16 protein-coding genes are annotated in these 16,904 nt (G+C 70.1%); 7 read left to right on the forward strand and 9 right to left on the reverse strand.

The genetic code is table 11. The features are described from left to right. Window positions 1-849: a formyltetrahydrofolate deformylase gene (purU, locus tag ACFP1K_RS27440; RefSeq protein WP_380758499.1), complete on the reverse strand. Its 849-nt coding sequence runs from the start codon at window positions 847-849 to the stop codon at window positions 1-3. A gap of 164 nt (window positions 850-1,013) precedes the next feature. Here purU and ACFP1K_RS27445 point away from each other — a divergent pair, with 164 nt between their 5' ends. Together ACFP1K_RS27445 and ACFP1K_RS27450 are read left to right on the forward strand one after the other, a co-directional pair. After that, window positions 1,014-1,421, forward strand: a complete 408-nt coding sequence (locus tag ACFP1K_RS27445; RefSeq protein ID WP_380758501.1) for a hypothetical protein — start codon at window positions 1,014-1,016, stop codon at window positions 1,419-1,421. Beyond that, window positions 1,411-1,866: an NUDIX hydrolase gene (locus tag ACFP1K_RS27450; RefSeq protein WP_380758504.1), complete on the forward strand. Its 456-nt coding sequence runs from the start codon at window positions 1,411-1,413 to the stop codon at window positions 1,864-1,866. The genes ACFP1K_RS27445 and ACFP1K_RS27450 overlap by 11 nt, the downstream gene beginning before the upstream one ends. 74 nt (window positions 1,867-1,940) lie before the next feature. Here the strand turns inward: ACFP1K_RS27450 and ACFP1K_RS27455 are convergent, their stop codons facing one another. From ACFP1K_RS27455 to ACFP1K_RS27465, 3 genes are all read right to left on the reverse strand, one after another. Next, window positions 1,941-3,989, reverse strand: a complete 2,049-nt coding sequence (locus ACFP1K_RS27455) for a tetratricopeptide repeat protein (RefSeq protein WP_380758506.1) — start codon at window positions 3,987-3,989, stop codon at window positions 1,941-1,943. 178 nt (window positions 3,990-4,167) lie between these two features. Next, the gene (locus ACFP1K_RS27460) at window positions 4,168-4,671 is read right to left on the reverse strand and encodes a GNAT family N-acetyltransferase (RefSeq protein ID WP_380758508.1); all 504 of its coding nucleotides are present in this window, start codon (window positions 4,669-4,671) and stop codon (window positions 4,168-4,170) included. 5 nt (window positions 4,672-4,676) lie between these two features. After that, complete coding sequence (locus ACFP1K_RS27465) at window positions 4,677-6,245, reverse strand: XRE family transcriptional regulator (protein WP_380758510.1); 1,569 nt, start codon at window positions 6,243-6,245, stop codon at window positions 4,677-4,679. Window positions 6,246-6,564: 319 nt separating this feature from the next. On the opposite strand from ACFP1K_RS27465, the gene ACFP1K_RS27470 reads away from it, so the two are divergent. The 4 genes from ACFP1K_RS27470 to ACFP1K_RS27485 all read left to right on the forward strand — a co-directional run bounded on the left by ACFP1K_RS27470 (window position 6,565) and on the right by ACFP1K_RS27485 (window position 10,378). Then, a complete protein-coding gene (locus ACFP1K_RS27470; protein ID WP_380758512.1) occupies window positions 6,565-6,834 on the forward strand; it encodes a hypothetical protein in 270 nt (89 codons plus the stop codon). Window positions 6,835-7,453: 619 nt separating this feature from the next. Further along, on the forward strand, window positions 7,454-8,320 hold the full coding sequence (locus ACFP1K_RS27475) for a mechanosensitive ion channel family protein (protein WP_380758514.1): 867 nt from the start codon (window positions 7,454-7,456) through the stop codon (window positions 8,318-8,320). 34 nt (window positions 8,321-8,354) lie between these two features. Then, window positions 8,355-8,744, forward strand: coding sequence for a globin (locus tag ACFP1K_RS27480; RefSeq protein WP_380758516.1), 390 nt, complete (start codon window positions 8,355-8,357; stop codon window positions 8,742-8,744). 95 nt (window positions 8,745-8,839) lie between these two features. Then, window positions 8,840-10,378 (forward strand): glycoside hydrolase family 13 protein, encoded by a 1,539-nt coding sequence (locus ACFP1K_RS27485; protein ID WP_380758518.1) that lies wholly within the window; start codon window positions 8,840-8,842, stop codon window positions 10,376-10,378. Between the two features lie 45 nt (window positions 10,379-10,423). Here ACFP1K_RS27485 and ettA read toward each other — a convergent pair whose 3' ends face one another. The 5 genes from ettA to ssb all read right to left on the reverse strand — a co-directional run bounded on the left by ettA (window position 10,424) and on the right by ssb (window position 16,210). Next, on the reverse strand, window positions 10,424-12,088 hold the full coding sequence (gene ettA, locus ACFP1K_RS27490) for an energy-dependent translational throttle protein EttA (protein ID WP_380758520.1): 1,665 nt from the start codon (window positions 12,086-12,088) through the stop codon (window positions 10,424-10,426). A 10-nt stretch (window positions 12,089-12,098) separates the two neighbouring features. Next, window positions 12,099-13,400 carry a GGDEF domain-containing protein gene (locus ACFP1K_RS27495; protein ID WP_380758522.1) on the reverse strand — a complete coding sequence of 434 codons (1,302 nt, stop codon included), beginning with the start codon at window positions 13,398-13,400 and terminating at the stop codon, window positions 12,099-12,101. A gap of 243 nt (window positions 13,401-13,643) precedes the next feature. Beyond that, window positions 13,644-15,056, reverse strand: coding sequence for an MFS transporter (locus ACFP1K_RS27500; RefSeq protein WP_380758524.1), 1,413 nt, complete (start codon window positions 15,054-15,056; stop codon window positions 13,644-13,646). After that, window positions 15,049-15,495 carry a MarR family winged helix-turn-helix transcriptional regulator gene (locus tag ACFP1K_RS27505; protein WP_380758526.1) on the reverse strand — a complete coding sequence of 149 codons (447 nt, stop codon included), beginning with the start codon at window positions 15,493-15,495 and terminating at the stop codon, window positions 15,049-15,051. The genes ACFP1K_RS27500 and ACFP1K_RS27505 overlap by 8 nt, the downstream gene beginning before the upstream one ends. A 247-nt stretch (window positions 15,496-15,742) precedes the next feature. Further along, a complete protein-coding gene (ssb, locus tag ACFP1K_RS27510; RefSeq protein WP_380758528.1) occupies window positions 15,743-16,210 on the reverse strand; it encodes a single-stranded DNA-binding protein in 468 nt (155 codons plus the stop codon). A 285-nt stretch (window positions 16,211-16,495) separates the two neighbouring features. Here ssb and ACFP1K_RS27515 point away from each other — a divergent pair. Further along, window positions 16,496-16,904: transposase domain-containing protein (locus tag ACFP1K_RS27515; RefSeq protein WP_380758530.1), on the forward strand; the 409-nt coding region annotated here is incomplete at its 3' end.

A 16,904-nucleotide genomic window follows, 5' to 3' on the forward strand; every position in this document is an offset into this window, starting at 1 on the left:
TCAGCGGGGGAAGACGATGGTCTTGTGGCCGTCCAGCAGGACGCGTTGTTCGGCGTGCCAGCGGACGGCCCGGGCCAGGGCCAGGCGCTCGACGTCGCGGCCCATGGCGGCGAGGTCCTCGGGCGAGTGGGTGTGGTCGACCCGGGCGACCTCCTGCTCGATGATCGGGCCCTCGTCGAGGTCGGCCGTCACGTAGTGCGCGGTCGCGCCGATCAGCTTCACGCCCCGGGAGTGCGCCTGGTGGTAGGGCTTCGCGCCCTTGAAGGACGGCAGGAACGAGTGGTGGATGTTGATCACCCGGCCGGACAGCTTGGCACACAGGTCCTCCGAGAGCACCTGCATGTAGCGGGCCAGCACCACGAGGTCGACCCGGTAGTGGTCGACCAGGGTCAGCACCTCGGCCTCCTGGCGCGGCTTGGTCTCGGGGGTGACCGGCAGGTGGTGGTAGTCGATGCCGTACGACTGGGTGAGCGGGCGCAGGTCGGGGTGGTTGGACACCACCGCGACGATCTCGATGTCCAGCAGCCCGGACCTCATGCGGTACAGCAGGTCGTTCAGGCAGTGGCCGAGCTTGCTCACCATGACCAACACCCGGGGTTTCACCGCCAGGTCGTGCAGGCGGAACTCCATGGCGAGCTCGGGGGCGAGGCCGGCGAACAGCCCGCGCAGGTCGCTCTCGGTGAGGTCCGAGGTGAACTGCACGCGCATGAAGAACCGCCCCGCCGCCGGGTCGCCGAACTGCTGGCTCTCGGTGATGTTGCAGCCGTGCGCCGCCAGCAGGCCGGACACCGCCGCGACCACCCCGGGCCGGTCGGGGCAGGACAGGGTCAGCACGTACTCGGAGCTCATCGGTGAATTCACTCCTCCACCTAGCGTTGAGGAAGATTACCGCTCCGGGGGGTGATCGTGGCCCGGCCTTCCACAGGTTGGACGCGACGCGCGGGCACCCAGCGGCCCGGGCGGGGTAAACGGCCAGTACAGTGTCGCCCGGGCGAGCGGAGAGGAGCCGGCGGGTGCTGAAATGGGACACGCTGTCACCGGGAGAGAAGCGGGCGGCCGTCGCCCTGGCGGCGATGCTGCCCGGCTACGTCAACGCGGTCTTCGTCGCCGAGCATCTGACCGAGGCGATCGCCTGGCAGCGCGGCGAGCTCACCGACGACGAGCTGGTGGCGCGTACCGGATGGATCCTCAACGCCACCCCCGAGCAGTACGCCGAGATGGCGATCAGGTCCGCCCAGGCGGCCGGTGTGGATCCGGTCGAGTGGCTGGAGGCCATGAAGGGCGCGTACACCGAGCAGCGCGCCATCGCGGCCGAGCTCCAGCGGCAGGGCGACCGGCAGGCCACGGCCCCTCCCGACGACTTCTGGGCCATCGTCAACGCGAACACCTGGCCCGACACCCCCGACGACCTTGAGCAGTGACCGCCCGGCGGCGCGGGTCGTCTGCGTGGACGGCCGCGGCCGGGTGCTGCTGATGCACTGGCGGGACACCGTGAGCGGCGTCACGTTCTGGGAGCCGCCCGGTGGCGGGCTCGACCCCGGGGAGACGCCTCTGGACGCGGCGCGGCGCGAGCTGACCGAGGAGACTAGCCTGCCCGGCGACGCGGTGCTGGACACGTGGGTGCCGGTGCCGCGCGACTACCACTGGCTAGGGGTGCACTACTCCAAGGTCGAGCCGTTCTATCTGGCCCTCTTCCCCACCACCACCCCCGAGGTCGCCCCGTCCCTCCTCACCACCGAGGAGAGCGAGACGTACCTCGGCTCCGCCTGGCACTCCCCCGCTGACTTCGCCACCCTCCCCGACCAGGTCGATCCGCCGGAGCTCCCGGAGATCATCGCGAAGCTTCTCCAGCTCGCCGAGTCGTGACTCTTCGGGCAAATGCTCAATAAACCACCTATATCTATTTGTTAGGCACCCCCCGCCTCCCACGTCGCCGGGCGTCACCGCGCGGAACCGGAATCCCCTGCCGCGTCGCGCACCTCGGCGAGGGCCCTCGCGATGTCGGGGTCGGCGGGGTCGAGGGCCTGGGCGCGGAGCAGATCGTCCAGCGCGCGGTCCAGCCGGCCGAGGTCGCGCAGGGCCATCGCGCGGTTGAAGTGGACGGCCGCGTCGCCGCCGAGCTCGACGGCGCGGGTCAGGTCCGTGACGGCGCCCTCCAGGTCGCCCTGGCCGTAACGCAGGCTCGCCCGGCTCGCCCAGGCCTGCGCGAGCCCCGGGGCGGTCTCCAGCGCCGCCACGAACGCCTCCTCGGCCTGGCAGGGCCGCCCCGCGGCGGCCTCCAGCTGGCCGAGGATGCAGCGCAGATGCGGGTCACCGGGCGCCAGCGCCAGCCCGGCCTCGACGTCCGCCCGGGCCTTGTCGTCCAGGCCCAGCTCCAGGAGCAGCCCCGCGCGGTTGACGTAGGCGTCCAGCCAGCCGGGGTCCAGCTCCAGGACGCGGTCCAGGTCGGCGCGGGCGCCGGGCAGATCGTCCAGGGCGAGCAGCAGCTGCGCGCGGTTGTAGTACGCCTCCGGCAGCGGCGGGCTGAGCCGCAGCGCCGTCTCGACGTCGGCGAGCGCGGCGTCCGGCCGTCCCATCCGGAACAGCAGGGTGCCCCGGTCCAGGTAGTGGTCGGGGTGGTCGGGGTCGATGCCGATCGCCGCGTCCAGCTCGGCGAGGGCCTCGGCACGGCGCCCGAGGCCGCCGAGAAGCTGGGCCCTGTTGCCCCGCAGGACGACGCGGTGGATCAGGTGGCGCCCGGCGGGCAGGTCACGCTCGGCCAGGCCGATGGCCTCGTCCACCAGCGCGAGCGCCGCGCCGGAGTCGCCGCGCCGCGCCTCGATCAGCGCCTTGCCGTTGAGGTCGAAACCCAGCTTGAAGGCGCGGACGGCCGGGTCGGGCAGCAGGGAGGAGATCGCGACGGCCTCGTTGATCCATCGCTCGGCCCGGCCGAGGTCGCGACGGTCCGGGTCCGGGTGGCGGGCGTCCAGCATGGCCGTCCCGTAGGCGGCGGCCGAGTGCACCTCGGGGTCCACGCTGGCCCCGCGCGCCGCGTCGTACAGCTCGCGTGCCTCGTCCGTCCGGCCGAGCCCGGCGAGGGCCGTCGCGGCCGACTGGGTGAACGTCCACCAGCGCGCGGTGCCGGGCTCCGAGAGCCGCAGCCCGCGCCGGGCGAGGTCGGCGGCGGCGTCCAGAAAGCCCTCGGCCACGCAGTGGGTCAGGGCCGCGAGGACGGCCTCGGCGCCCGCGCCGCACGGATCGCCGCCGTGCTCGCGGTGATAGGGGATGGCGCCGAGGGCCCAGGACGGGTCGCCGGTGGCGGCGAGCTCGTCGGCGCGCCGGTCGTGCAGCCGGGCGCGCTCGGCGGCGGGCAGCGCGTGGTAAGCGGCGGCGGCGCGCGGGTCGTCCAGGGTGCCGTCCGAGGTGACATAACGCTCCGCGAGGTCTTCCGGATCTCCCCAAGGGGATGATTCGGCCGTAATACGGTGACCTTTAAATGATTCCGGCGGAGGCTCACCCGAACACGCGACAATTGTCAATCGCCGTGGGTCGAAACGGCGGACGAGCGTGGCCAGAAGTTCACGATCGGTCGGGTCCGCCTCGTGCACGTCGCCGACCACGACGCTGCCCGGACAGGTGCCGCAGTCCCGGACGAATTCCGCGATTCCATTGGCGATCCGCGACGTGCGCCGCGCCCCCGGCACCAGAATGCGCTCGTCCTCGGGGAGGACCGAACTCAGCGGGCGGTGCCGCGCGGCCACCCGGGCGCGCAGGTCCACGGCGGCGGCCCTGATCTCGATCTCGTGCGCGGCGACCACGCCGGGCGCCCGCTCCGCACAGGGCGGAACCAGGGCGCGGAGCAGGGATCCGCCGAAGGTGTACGGCCCCCGCCTTCGACGGTGCGCGTCGAAGACGAAGGCCGGAATCGGGAGATCCAGTCCCGCGACCAGGGCCCGGCGTGCGCCGGACGACCCGCCGTGGATCCAGATGTGCTCAGGGTGATCGCTCACCCTTTGTGAATCGCACTGGCCGCGCCGGTCAGACGGGCCATACCGGGCTTGCGAACAACGATCTTTTTCATCCTGAACCCTCCCGGGGTCGGCAGCTCAGCAGAGCTGAAGACCCAATTATTCGCGAGTCAGGATAATTCGCAAGCACCAATTCTGGAGTCGGCTGATATACGATATGTTACGAGTATCTACTGATCTCCGATGAAGGCCGCACAGTAACCGGCTTCTCACCGTAAACAACCACAAGCCCGCCTTGTTGCTCCCGGCGGACCTCCCGCCAGCCGAACTTGCGGTACAGCTCCAGCGCCGCACCCTGAGCCAGGGTCGTGTCCCCGCGCAGCCAGGTGTAGCCGAGCCGGGAGGCCGCCTCCTCCAGGGCCTCCAGCATGCGGGTGGCGAACCCGCGGCGCTGGAACTCGGGATGGACCCGCAGCCGGCACACCTCGGCGGTCTCGTCGTCGACCCGCCGCAGCGCGCCCATGGCGACGAGCTGCCCGCCGTCCACCTCACCGACCAGGAACTCACCCCGGTCGGCGAGATAGATCTCGTTGATGCGCGGCATGTCGTCCTCGTAGTACACGCCGTCCCCGGCGATGATGCCCACCTGTGCCAGACACGTGCGGTGCAGCGCCCAGACGGCGTCAAGATCCGACCAGCGATACCGCCTGAGCAGCAGCCTCATCTAACCTAAGCCTCCGCTGTCATGTTCTCCGGGGACTCCTGCGTGTCCTTCCGCTCGTTGAGCGATTCCCGGAACTGGCGCAGACCGGGGATATCGCCGCAACGCAGCTCGATCGCCCGGGCGAGGTCCACCGCACGACGGGTGATGATGTCCGTAAGATAGCCGCTTCCGACCCGCTTGACGGCGTCATCGCCGATCCTCAGGGCCTCCTCGCCGTCACCCTCCAGCAGACGGCAGTGGGCACGGTCGAACCGGATCAGTGTCTGGTCCAGAAGGTCGCCTTCGTACTTCTCCAGCGCCTGTTCCAGGATCAGGTCGGCCTCGATGGTCTGGCCCAATCTGGCCAGCGCGTCTCCCTGATGGAAGTAGAGCTGGCGCTCGGTGTAGCCGAAGACGGTGTCCTCCTGCTGCGCCGGGGCCATCTGGGCGAACGCGGCCCGCGCCCGGGCGAGTGCCCGCTTGGCCTGGTCGACCACGTCCTTCTTGCCGCTGGCGTTGGCGAGCATGGACAGGGCCCTGGCCTCGACCACCGGGGCCATGGCCTTTGCTGCGCAGGGGGTCTGGCCCGCGAGGTCACGGCTCTTCTTGGCGAGGGTGAGGGCCTCGCGCGGATCGCCGTAGAACAGCGGGACCAGGGCCTCGCGGGCGGTGACCCAGGCGCGCAGCGCGCGGTCGCCGGTCTCGTCGGCCGCGCTGCGGGAGGTACGGAAGAAGGATCGGGCCAGCCGCTGGTCACCGAGATCGATCATGATGATCCCGGCCAGGCCGGACAGGCGGGCGGCGAGGGCGCACAGGCGCTCCTGCAGGTCGATGGGCTGGTGGCGCTCCATCGCCTGCCGGACCGTGCTGAACTCCAGCAGCACGTCGCACAGCTGGCGCATCGGCGGGGTGTTCATGTACTGGCGGCCGAACGACGCCGCCGACTCTTCCCAGTGGTCGAGCATGGCCGGCGACACGGTCGTCGAGACCAGGGTCTCGTCCATGCGCCGCCGGATGTTCTCGGCCGCGTTGATCACTTGCGGTGTCAGCGGCACCGTGGCTCCGGTGATGACCTTCAGCAGGGTCCTACGTAACACGTTCTCGTCCTCCTCACCCCCGTCCGCGGAAGGATCGCCGGGCGGTTTCACCCAAAGCTCGCGCGGATCGGGGGAATCATCGGGTGTGGCCTCTTGGAGGCCGCCTCGGACGACGCCGGGCATGCGGTGGCCGTGGCCACAGATGCACGGCCCGTCGTAGCCGAGGGCGACCGGTTCGACCCGGTAGACGGAGCACAGATAGTGGAGGTACTCAGGTCCCGGCCTCTTGAGGCCGCTTTCGTAGGCGCTCAAAAGCGTCTCGCCGATGCCGGGCACAGGTTTGCCGTCGCGTTCGAACAACGCGCGGACCTGTTCGATGACGTCGGCCAGGGCGATGCCATGAGCGAGCCGGTGAGATTTAATGCGAGTTGTCCCAAAATGAGGGGCACACTCTTCGTAAACCTCCTCGGCGATTCGGGCTGAGGTACGCCCGACCGCCAGGCCACGCGCCCGGGTTCGCCGCGCCAACTCCGTTTCCTTGTGCTGTCTGCCGGACATACCGGCCCCTCCTTCGTGGCCAGTCGCTCACCTGGTCACTTGTTCCGACCGGTCCCACCTGCGCTGACACGGCGCCGTGCCCGGGTTTTGCCGTGTCTTGTTAAGAATGATGGACCAGATTTGACCGAGCGCGAATGGACTGTAAGACCTGCTGGCATAGGATCGTCCCCCGCCGGGGACCTTCTTTCAACCCACTTTAAATATCCCCTTACCCATCGCTCGACGAACCTTCGTTGACCGCGTGGTCGGGGTCGGTCAGATTTGGCCCCACGAACCCGGAATCACCATCCCGAAACAGACGAGACGAGGAAGACCCCCAGTGGACGAAGGCTTCCGGCACCTGGAACGATTGGTCGACGAGCTCGACGCCCGAGGGCTGCTCGCCCGCGTCGTGCGCACGCAGTCCGGGCGGACTTTCGTCCGGGTGATCAACCCAAGGGCCACAAGCCTCGCCGAGAACGTCACCTGCCGGCCACAGGCCTCCCCCGCCTACTACTGGTGGTCCTGGGGTGAGCGCATGCATCGGGCCGACGATCCCGCCGGAGCGGCGACCAAGGTCGCCAGAGTGCTGGCCGCGGTGTCCGACTAGGCCGAGCGGGACCCGGCGGGCACGCCCGCCTGCCCCGTGTCCCGCACGCCCCTGGCCGTTCACCGCGGCCTCCTGGGCCGGCGGGGTGCCCGGTGCGGAGCGTCCGCGCGGCGTGGCTCACACGACCGTACGGACGCTGGGCACTCCGCCGGTTCCGGCGATCCCGGCGACCCCGCCGGGAACATGAACGGCCACCGCGTCCGAACCTCCATCCGGGCTCGGTGGTGGTCGGGGGGCAGCCCCCGATCGGAGACGGCGCGGGACACACTTCCGGGTGTGTGTCCCGCGCCGGGTCCGTCGTCACCGGGGTGCCCGGGTCCGCCCTCCGCGGCCCCGGACCAGGGCGCTCCCGTCTTCCCCGGCGTGCCGTGACGGCGGCCGGGCCGGTCGGCGGTTCCAGTCGGGTCAAGTACCGTTTTCTCTAGGTCAAGTACCGCGACTGCGCCGCCGGCCGGTCCGATCCGAAGGAGGACCCCTCCGCGTGTCCCTGCTCGCCCTGGAGCCGACGCCCACCCCCACACCGTCCATACCTGATCTCGGTGAGACCGCCAGAACTGTGATGGAGACGTGTAGCACCGGTACTGGCGATGCCAATCCGCTGTGTGCGACCCTGCTGCACGTGCTTCCCACGACCTGGGTGTCGCCGGTGGCGTGGGTGATCGGCCTGGTGGTCATCGTCATCGGCGCGCTGATCGTGCGCGCCCTGTTGCAGCGCCTGATCAACCGGGTGATCCGGCGGGCCGCCGACGGGCTCCGGCCCGAGCGGCTGCGCCAGCGGCAGGCGGCCGAGCAGGACACCTCCCCCACTGCCCTGCTGCTCAACGAGCGGCGCCGGCAGCGGGCCGAGACCCTCGGCTCGGTGCTGCGCAGCCTCGTCTCGGTCATCGTGATCGGCACCGCCGTGCTGATGATCCTCGGGCGGCTGGGACTCGACCTCGCCCCGGTGCTGACCAGCGTCGGCATCCTCGGCGTCGCGGTCGGCTTCGGCGCCCAGGAGCTGGTCAAGGACTTCATCGCGGGCATGTTCATGCTCCTGGAGGACCAGTACGGCGTCGGCGACCACATCGACACCGGCGCCGCCGTCGGCACGGTCGAGGCGGTGACCCTGCGCATCACCCGGCTGCGGGACGCCGACGGGCGGGTGTGGTACGTCCGCAACGGCACCATCACCCGGGTCGGCAACGAGTCGCAGGGCTGGTCCCGGGCCCTGCTCGACGTGCCGGTCGCCTACGACGCCGACATCGCCGGGATCCGCGACCTGCTCCAGCAGATCTCCGTCGAGATGTGGGAGGACCCGCAGCTGCGGGAGACCGCGCTGGTCGAGGAGCCCCAGGTGTACTCCCTGGAGCAGCTCTCCGACAAGGCGATGATCTTCCGGATCACCGCCAAGTCCGTGCCCGCCCACCAGGCCGAGGTGGCCCGCGAGCTGCGCATGCGCGTCAAACGTGCCCTGGACGGCGCGGGCGTCCCGCTGGCGGGCGTCTAAGAAAGCCCGCCGGGGGCTGAGTACCCTTGGAGGCGTGTCCGCTACTCCGCAGGAATCCGAGTCCTTCTACGACGCCGTCGGCGGCGCGGAGGTGTTCGAGCGCCTCGTCGAGCGCTTCTACGAGGGAGTCGTCGACGACCCCCTGTTGCTCCCGCTTTACCCCGAGATCGACCTCACCGGGGCCAAGGAGCGGCTGAGGTTGTTCCTCATCCAGTACTGGGGCGGCCCGAACACCTACAGCCAGACGCGCGGCCACCCCCGCCTGCGCATGCGCCACGCGCCGTTCGTCATCGGCGAGCCGGAGCGGGACGCGTGGCTGCGCCACATGCGCGACGCGGTGGACTCCCTGGACCTCCCCGAGGAGCAGAGCGACCGGCTGTGGAAGTACCTCGAATACGCGGCGCAGACCCTGGTGAACTCCTGACCGGTGACCGTCCGGTGGGCCCCGGGACGGCCTTATGTTTTCCTTAGGCGCAGATCAAGGCTTAAGTCCGTAGATCAGGGGGCAGCCAAGCACTTGTGACTAATTCCCCATGGTGGCGTGATGCCGTCGTCTACGAGATCTACGTCAGGAGCTTCGCCGACGCGTCGGGAGACGGCGTCGGCGACCTGCAGGGGATCCGCTCCCGCCTCCCCTACCTCGCCGCGCTCGGTGTCGACGCGGTCTGGCTGACCCCCTTCCAGCCTTCGCCCATGGCCGACGGCGGATACGACGTGGCCGACTACCGTGATGTCGACCCGTTGTTCGGCACGCTCGCGGACTTCGACGCGCTCGTCGCCGCCGCGCACGAGCTCGGCCTGCGGGTGATGGTCGACATCGTGCCCAACCACAGCTCGTCCGCCCACCGATGGTTTCAGGCGGCTCTGGCGGCGCCGCCGGGTGACCCGGCCCGTGACCGGTACATCTTCCGGGACGGCGACGCGCCGCCCAACAACTGGACGTCGGTGTTCGGCGGCCCGGCATGGACCCAAGTGCCCGACGGGCAGTGGTACCTCCACCTGTTCGCCCCCGAGCAGCCCGACTTCAACTGGCGCAACCCCGAGGTGCACGAGGAGTTCCTCGACGTCCTGCGCTTCTGGCTGGACCGGGGCGTGGACGGGTTCCGCATCGACGTGGCGATGGGGCTGTACAAGAACGCGGACCTGCCCGACGTGCCGCCCGCCGAGGAGGGGTTCCGGTCGCAGTCCCCCATCTGGAGCCAGCCGGAGGTGCACGAGGTCTACCGCGAGTGGCGCAAGGTCCTGGACTCCTACCCGGACGACCGCGCCGCCGTCGGCGAGGTGTGGACCGACAGCACCGAGGACCTCGCCCGCTACGTCCGGCCCGACGAGCTGCACCAGAGCTTCAACTTCGCCTGGCTGGAGGCGCCGTGGTCGGCCACGGCCTTCCGCACCGTCATCGACGAGACTTTGGCCGCGGTGCCCGCGCCGACGTGGGTGCTGTCCAACCACGACGTGGTGCGGCACATCTCCCGGTACGGCGAGGGCTCGCTCGACCCGCAGGCCGGCCCGGCCCGGGGACGCGCGGCGCTGATGACCATGCTCGCGCTGCCCGGCTCGGCCTACCTGTACCAGGGGGAGGAACTCGGACTCCCCGAGGTGAAGGATCTGCCGCCGGAGGCCCGGCAGGACCCGATCTTCACCCGGTCCGGCGGGGAAGTGACCGGCCGGGACGGCTGCCGCGTGCCGCTGCCGTGGTCCGGCACCGCCGAGCCGTTCGGCTTCTCCCCCGAGGGCACCAGGCCCTGGCTGCCGCAGCCCGCCGCGTGGGCCACGCTGACCGCCGCCCACCAGGACGGCGACCGGGCCTCGACGCTGTCGTTCTACCGCCGGGTGCTGGCCGTGCGGCGTACGCTGCGCGAGACGCTGCCCGGGACGATCACCTGGCTCGGGTCGTCGGAGGACGCGCTGATCTTCGCCAGGGGCGAGCTGATCTGCGCGATCAACTGCGGTGAGGGCCCCGTGCCGCTGCCGCCCTACAGCGAGGTGCTGCTGTCCAGCGGACCCTATGATCCGTCCGTCCTGCCCCCCGACACGGCCGTCTGGCTGCGCGCCTGAACCGCCGGTCCGGGCGCCCCAGGGCGCCCGGATCACTGGGCTCGGTCAGTCGCGGGTGAGCTTGCGGTAGGTGACGCTGTGCGGGCGCGCCGCCTCGGGGCCGAGGCGCTCGATCTTGTTCTTCTCGTAGTCGCCGAAGTTGCCCTCGAACCAGAACCAGGTGGAGCCGCCCTCCCACGCGAGGATGTGGGTGGCGGTGCGGTCCAGGAACCACCGGTCGTGCGAGGTGATGACCGCGCAGCCGGGGAACTCGAGCAGGGCGTTCTCCAGGCTGGACAGGGTCTCGGTGTCCAGGTCGTTGGTGGGCTCGTCCAGCAGCAGGACGTTGCCGCCCTGCTTGAGGGTGAGCGCGAGGTTGAGGCGGTTGCGCTCGCCGCCGGACAGGATGCCGGAGGGCTTCTGCTGGTCGGCGCCCTTGAACCCGAACGCCGCGATGTACGCGCGGGACGGCATCTCGACGTGGCCGACCTTGATGTGGTCGAGCCCGTCGGAGACGACCTCCCAGACGTTCTTCTTCGGCTCCAGGCTGCCGCGGCTCTGGTCGACGTAGGAGATCTTGACGGTGTCGCCGATGGTGATGGAACCCCCGGTCGGCGTCTCCTCACCCATGATCATGCGGAACATCGTGGTCTTGCCGACGCCGTTCGGGCCGATGATGCCGACGATGCCGTTGCGGGGCAGGTCGAAGGTGAGGCCCTCCATCAGCAGCCGGTCGTCGAACCCCTTGGTGAGGCCGTTGGCCCGGATGACCGTGGTGCCGAGGCGCGGGCCCGGCGGGATCTGGATCTCTTCGAAGTCGAGCTTGCGGTACTTGTCGGCCTCGGCGGCCATCTCTTCGTAGCGCTGGAGACGGGCGCGGCTCTTGGTCTGACGGGCCCGGGCGTTGGAGCGCACCCACTGGAGCTCGTCCTCCAGGCGCTTCTTGCGCTTGGCGTCCTTCTGGCCCTCGACCTTCAGGCGGGCGGCCTTGGCCTCGAGGTAGGTGGAGTAGTTGCCCTCGTAGGGGTAGCAGCGGCCACGGTCGAGCTCGAGGATCCAGGTGGCCACGTTGTCCAGGAAGTACCGGTCGTGGGTCACGGCCAGGACGGTGCCGGGGTACTTCTCCAGGTGCTGCTCCAGCCACTGCACGCTCTCGGCGTCCAGGTGGTTGGTGGGCTCGTCCAGCAGCAGCAGGTCGGGCTGCTCGAGCAGGAGCTTGCACAGCGCCACGCGGCGGCGCTCACCACCGGACAGGGTGGTGACGTCGGCGTCCGGCGGGGGGCAGCGCAGGGCGTCCATCGCCTGCTCGAGCTGGCTGTCGATGTCCCACGCGTTGCGGTGGTCCAGCACGTCCTGGAGCTTGCCCATCTCGTCGAGCAGCTCGTCGCTGTAGTCGGTCGCCATGAGCTCGGCGATCTCTTCGAACCTGGCGCGCATGGCGAGGGTCTCGGCGACGCCCTCCTGGACGTTGCCGAGGACGGTCTTGGACTCGTTGAGCGGGGGCTCCTGCTGGAGCATCCCGACGGTGAAGCCGGGCATCAGCCGGGCGTCGCCGTTGGAGGGGTGCTCCAGGCCTGCCATCATCTTGAGCAGGGTGGACTTGCCGGTTCCGTTGGGGCCCAGCACACCGATCTTGGCTCCGGGCAGGAAGTGCAGCGTGACGTCGTCAAGGACCACCTTGTCGCCGTGCGCCTTCCGCACGCGCTGCATGGTGTAGATGTACTCGGGCATGCCCTTAAGCCTAGGGGATCCTGCCCTCGGAGTTGTCCCCCTGCGCGCGCTGCGGGGGCACCGGGGCCACCGGCAGGCAGATGCGGTCGCGTCCGAGCTCCTTGGCACGGTAGAGCGCCAGGTCGGCGGCGGCCAGCAGCTCGATCAGATCGTCGCCGTGGACGCTCATGATGGCCACCCCGACGGAGATCGTGACGGTGATCAGCGCCTCCTCCACCGGGATGGCCATGCGGCCCACCCGGGTGCGCAGCCGCTCGGCCACCCGGCGCGCCTCGGCGACGTCCGCCCGGGGCAGCAGCACCACGAACTCCTCGCCGCCGAACCGGCCCACCACGTCGTAGTCCCGGAGCTGGCTGCGGACGGCGGTGGCGATCCCGGCGAGCACCTGGTCGCCGACGAGGTGGCCGTAGGTGTCGTTGACCCGTTTGAAGTGGTCGATGTCGACGATCAGCAGAGCGAGCGTCTCGCCGGTGCGCCGGGCCCTGATGATCTCGGTGTCGGCCTCGCGCTGCCAGGCCGTGGCGTTGAGCAGGCCGGTCTTGGGGTCGGTGCGGGCGGCGGCCTGGAGCTGGGCGTGCAGCAGGCTGCGCTGCAGGAGCACCACCGGCGGCAGGGTGAGCACCAGCAGCAGAGGGCTGATGCCGCAGGCCAGGGCGACCAGCACGCCGAGGCACAGCTCGACGACGTCGAGCAGCGCCCGCTCGCGGTCCCACAGCACGTCGTGCCAGCGGGTGTCGGGGTCGGACATGACGGCGGCGACCGCGATCAGCGCGGTGTTCAGCACGGTGAACAGCACCGCGCACGCCACCGCGAGGAACAGCGGCCCCGCGCCGACGTGCCCGCTCATCGGCTCGCGGGCCAGCCCGTGGAAGCAGAGCGACGCCACCACCGCGGCCAGCCCGATCGCCGCCGCGCTGAACACGCGCCGGTACAGCACCGTGGCCCGCACGCGGATCTGCAGCAGGAACTGGAGCGGCAGGGGGGCCAGCAGCGCGTACACCGGGGGCAGCAGCAGCGCCACCGGCAGCCACCACGCCGAGAGCAGGTCGCGTGAGACGCCCGCGGGCATCCCCAGGCGCCGCGTCGCCTCGATGCAGACCGCCCCGCAGGCCATGAGCGCCAGGAAGGTCAGCAGCTCGGCCCACCGGAACTCGGTCGTCCGCGCCAGATGCGCCGCCGCCCCCACGGCGAGCCCCACCGTCCCGCACACATAGAGCACCAGCGGACCCGGCTGCCCGAGCAGCGGCCACCGGTCGGCCAACGACACCACCCTGCGGCGCGCGTCGATCGCAGTCTCTCTGGGCGTTGTCATCACATCCCCCACCTCAGCGTCCGACCCTGATTTGTCCGCTTTATCCGCAATCCCAACCCCGTGTCTCACGATGTGTAACACAATAGTCGCAGACTGTGCGCCCCGCGACGAGAACCGCTACCTTTGGACACCGCCCACCCCGAGAGGAGCCCCTCATGCCCCAAGGCGTCATCTGGACCCGCCCTGCCCCGCCCACCCCAACCCCAGACCGTTGAGTTCAGGTCGCGCCTCAGTCGCCGACGGCTATGCCTCTCGCGCGGGTTCGGTCGACAGGCGTCGCAGGCTTCGGTCGAAGACGGTGATGAGGAGGTACAGAACAGCGGCGACGAGCATGATCCAGGCGAGGTGGTGCATCCCGGCGGTGCCGGCGCGCTGCCCGAAGGACGCGGCGGTGGCGGAGGAGGCGATCATCGCGCCCAGGTAGGCGAAGGTCCGCAGCAGGCCGGCGGACGAACCGGTGCGCTGGGGGTCGGCCTGGAAGTACATGGAGTTCTGCAGGCCCAGGTTGTTGGCGCCCTGCGGCACGCCGAAGACCACGCCGAGGGCGAGCAGCGCCCACAGAGGGCTTCCTGCGGTGAGAGTCAGCATCAGTGCGCAGGCGGCGATCTGGCCGGCGGCACCGAGCAGGAGCTTTCCGAGGACCCCACCACGCCGGCCGATGGCGACGGAGACGGCGATCCCCACGAGGAACATCGGCATCTGCACCAGTCCGGCGTGGAAGGGCGAGAGGCCGTAGCTCTCCTCCGTCCACTGGGTGAACCCGAAGAGGAAGGCGTAGGAGACGACGTAGGCCACCAGTGCCCGGCCGTAGGTCGCCAGCAGCGGCACGTTGCCGCCGAGCACCCTGAGGTCGATGAACGGCGTCTTCGCGCGCAGCTCCCGCACGGTGAATCCGGCTCCGGCGGCGACGGCGACCACCGGCAGGTACCAGTCGGCGGTGCGCAGGTTCATCAGGAACAGCAGCAGCGAGAACAGCATGGCGGCGAACAGGCCCATGCCCGGCAGGTCGATCTGCGCGGCCGGCCCGCCCCGGGCCGCCGTGCGAACGCTCGGCTGCCTGGGGAGCCGGAGCGCGCCGAGGGTGACCGCGACCGCGGCCAGGGGGATGTTGAGCGCGAAGGTCGTGCGCCATCCGCCCACCCCGATCAGCAGGCCGCCCAGCAGGGGGCCGACCACGGCGATGGTCTGGTTGGCGACCGCCAGAGTGGTCAGCACGCCCGCGGGGCTGTCCCGGCCGGTCCGCTTGGCCTCGCTGCGCAGCAGTGCCATGGCGGCGGGGTACCCGGCGCAGGTGCCGAAGCCGAGCAGGACTCGCGCCGCGATCAGGACCCCGAGGTTGGGAGCCAGGGTGCCGACGACGCCCGCGACGCCGACGAGGCTGGTACTGAGGAGAAAAAGGCGGCGGGGGCCGAAGATGTCGATCAGCCGGCCGACGATCGGCTGTCCGAGAGCGGTGGCCAGGTAGAGGGCCGAGACCAGCCAGGCGGTCTGCGACGACGGCGCCCCGAACGCCGTGCCGATGGGGACGAGCGCGACGGCGATGATGGTGGAGTTGATCGGGTTCAGGACCGAGCCCAGGATCATCGGGGGAACGAGCCTGCGGTCGAAACCCGCCGTCCTTGTGTGCCCGCGCACCGTGATCGTCTCGTCAGTCACGGACGAGCCGCTCCAGCACGGCCATGGCCGCGATCACGGTCTGCCGTTCCTCCTCGGTGCACTTCTCCTGCAACTCGGCGGCGAGCCACTCACCGCGCGCCTGCCGCCCCTCCTCGGCCCGCCGGCGCCCCTCTCCGGTAAGCGCGATCAGCAGCCGCCGCCCGTCCCCCGGATCACGACGCCGTTCAACCAGCCCCATGCCCCTCAGAGCCGCGACGGTGGCGGTCATCGACTGATGCCGCATCCCCTCAACCGCAGCAAGATCGCTAGCCGTAAGCCCCTCATTGTCCATAAGCCGAGCCAGCACCGTCGCCTGACCAAGACTGATGTCCTCAGCCCCTCCAGCCGCCCGAATCCGCCGCCGCAACCGCCCAATGACAGCCCGCACCTCCCGAGAAGCCCGAACAGCCGAAGGCGACAACCCACAACCTCCACTCATGCCCCTCCTCAGAACCACCACCCCAGATTGCACAGCTTACCTGCACAGGTGAACTGTACAACCAGCGAGGGCCACACGAAGCCGCCCCCTAGCCCTCTCCAGCGGCAGAGCAGTCGGGCAAGGCGAACCGACCGACCGGGGCACATCGCGCCCGAGCGGCTGCGCGTCCCGGCCGAGCAGGGCGCGTCCGCCCGAGCAGCGCCCGGGTCCTGTGGACCGTCGGTGAAGTTGTGGGCGGCGAGGCGGGTTACGCCGCCATGGGCAGGGCCAGGTCGTCGGCGGTTTCACCCGGCTGTGTGGCTGGGGAAGGGGGAGCTTCCTCCTTGGTCGCGCTTGTGGTGTTTTCTGTCGTTGGGCGCTGGGCTTTGCCGAATTCGCTTACTCCCCAGCGCAGGTCGTGGCCCAGCATGGTGGCGTCCACTTCGGCGCTGTGGCGACGCTGGCCGTCTTTCTCGTACGTTTTGATGCGCAGCCTTCCGTGGACGACGATCGGATGGCCTGCGGCGAGAGAACGGCTGACGTTTTCGGCCAGGGTGCGGTAGCACCAGATGGTGTAGTAGGCGGTCTCGCCGTTGCGCCAGGTGCCTGATTGTTTGTCGAACACCCGCGGCGTGGATGCGATACGCAGGTATGTGGCCGTGGTGCCGTCCTTCAACCTGTACTCCCGCGGGTCGCCTACGACGTTGCCGCCCAACGTGATGAGAACGTCGTTCACTGTTGCCTCCTTGGCGTTTCTCCTGGTTCTTATGGCGGCCAGCATGCCTCGGACGAGCACGTGCCGTATCCGGTGAGCGACGTTCTGTGGATAACCCCCTCTGACGGCTCCACGACGGTGTGGAATACGGCGCCGGCACGGCGAGGCGGTTCGCGGTGGCGTAAGGATGAGCCCGGCAGGCGGGGGGTGTGGGGGCTCGCCCCAATGCCACTTAGCTTAAGTTGATCTTTGTGGTGGGTGTGTCGTTCTGTGTGGTGTGGGGGTGGTTCGGGAGGATCGGGTCGTGTGACGCGTGGTGGTGTGGTGGGTGGCCGGTTGACGGATTGGGTCTCGTTGGGAGTGCTGACTGCGTCGGTGCCGCGTGATGTGGTCGATGAGGTGGTCGCGGTGGCGGGCAGGCAGGCCAGGCGCGTGGGTGGGAAGTTGCCGCCGCATGTGATGGTGTATTTCGCGATGGCGATGGCGTTGTTCGCCGATGAGGACTACGAGGAGATCGCGGTCCGGCTGGGTGAAACGTTGTCGGGTTGGGGGTGCTGGGACGCGCAGTGGTCGCCGCCGACCTCGGGCGGGATCGCGCAGGCTCGTGCTCGGCTGGGGTTTGAGCCGGTGCGGGCGCTGTTTGAGCGGGTGGCGGTTCCCGTCGCCGGGGAACTGACGCGTGGTGCGTGGCTGGGGGATCGGCGGTTGATGGCCA

The organism is Sphaerisporangium aureirubrum, from assembly GCF_042658925.1.
Lineage (GTDB): Bacteria > Actinomycetota > Actinomycetes > Streptosporangiales > Streptosporangiaceae > Sphaerisporangium > Sphaerisporangium aureirubrum.

Bases quoted from the DNA above. Each gene is read 5' to 3' on its own strand.
- purU (WP_380758499.1), bottom strand. From the start codon at position 849: ATGAGCTCCGAGTACGTGCTGACCCTGTCCTGCCCCGACCGGCCCGGG.
- ACFP1K_RS27460 (WP_380758508.1), bottom strand. From the start codon at position 4,671: ATGAGGCTGCTGCTCAGGCGGTATCGCTGGTCGGATCTTGACGCCGTC.
- ACFP1K_RS27465 (WP_380758510.1), bottom strand. From the start codon at position 6,245: ATGTCCGGCAGACAGCACAAGGAAACGGAGTTGGCGCGGCGAACCCGG.
- ettA (WP_380758520.1), bottom strand. From the start codon at position 12,088: ATGCCCGAGTACATCTACACCATGCAGCGCGTGCGGAAGGCGCACGGC.
- ACFP1K_RS27495 (WP_380758522.1), bottom strand. From the start codon at position 13,400: ATGACAACGCCCAGAGAGACTGCGATCGACGCGCGCCGCAGGGTGGTG.
- ACFP1K_RS27505 (WP_380758526.1), bottom strand. From the start codon at position 15,495: ATGAGTGGAGGTTGTGGGTTGTCGCCTTCGGCTGTTCGGGCTTCTCGG.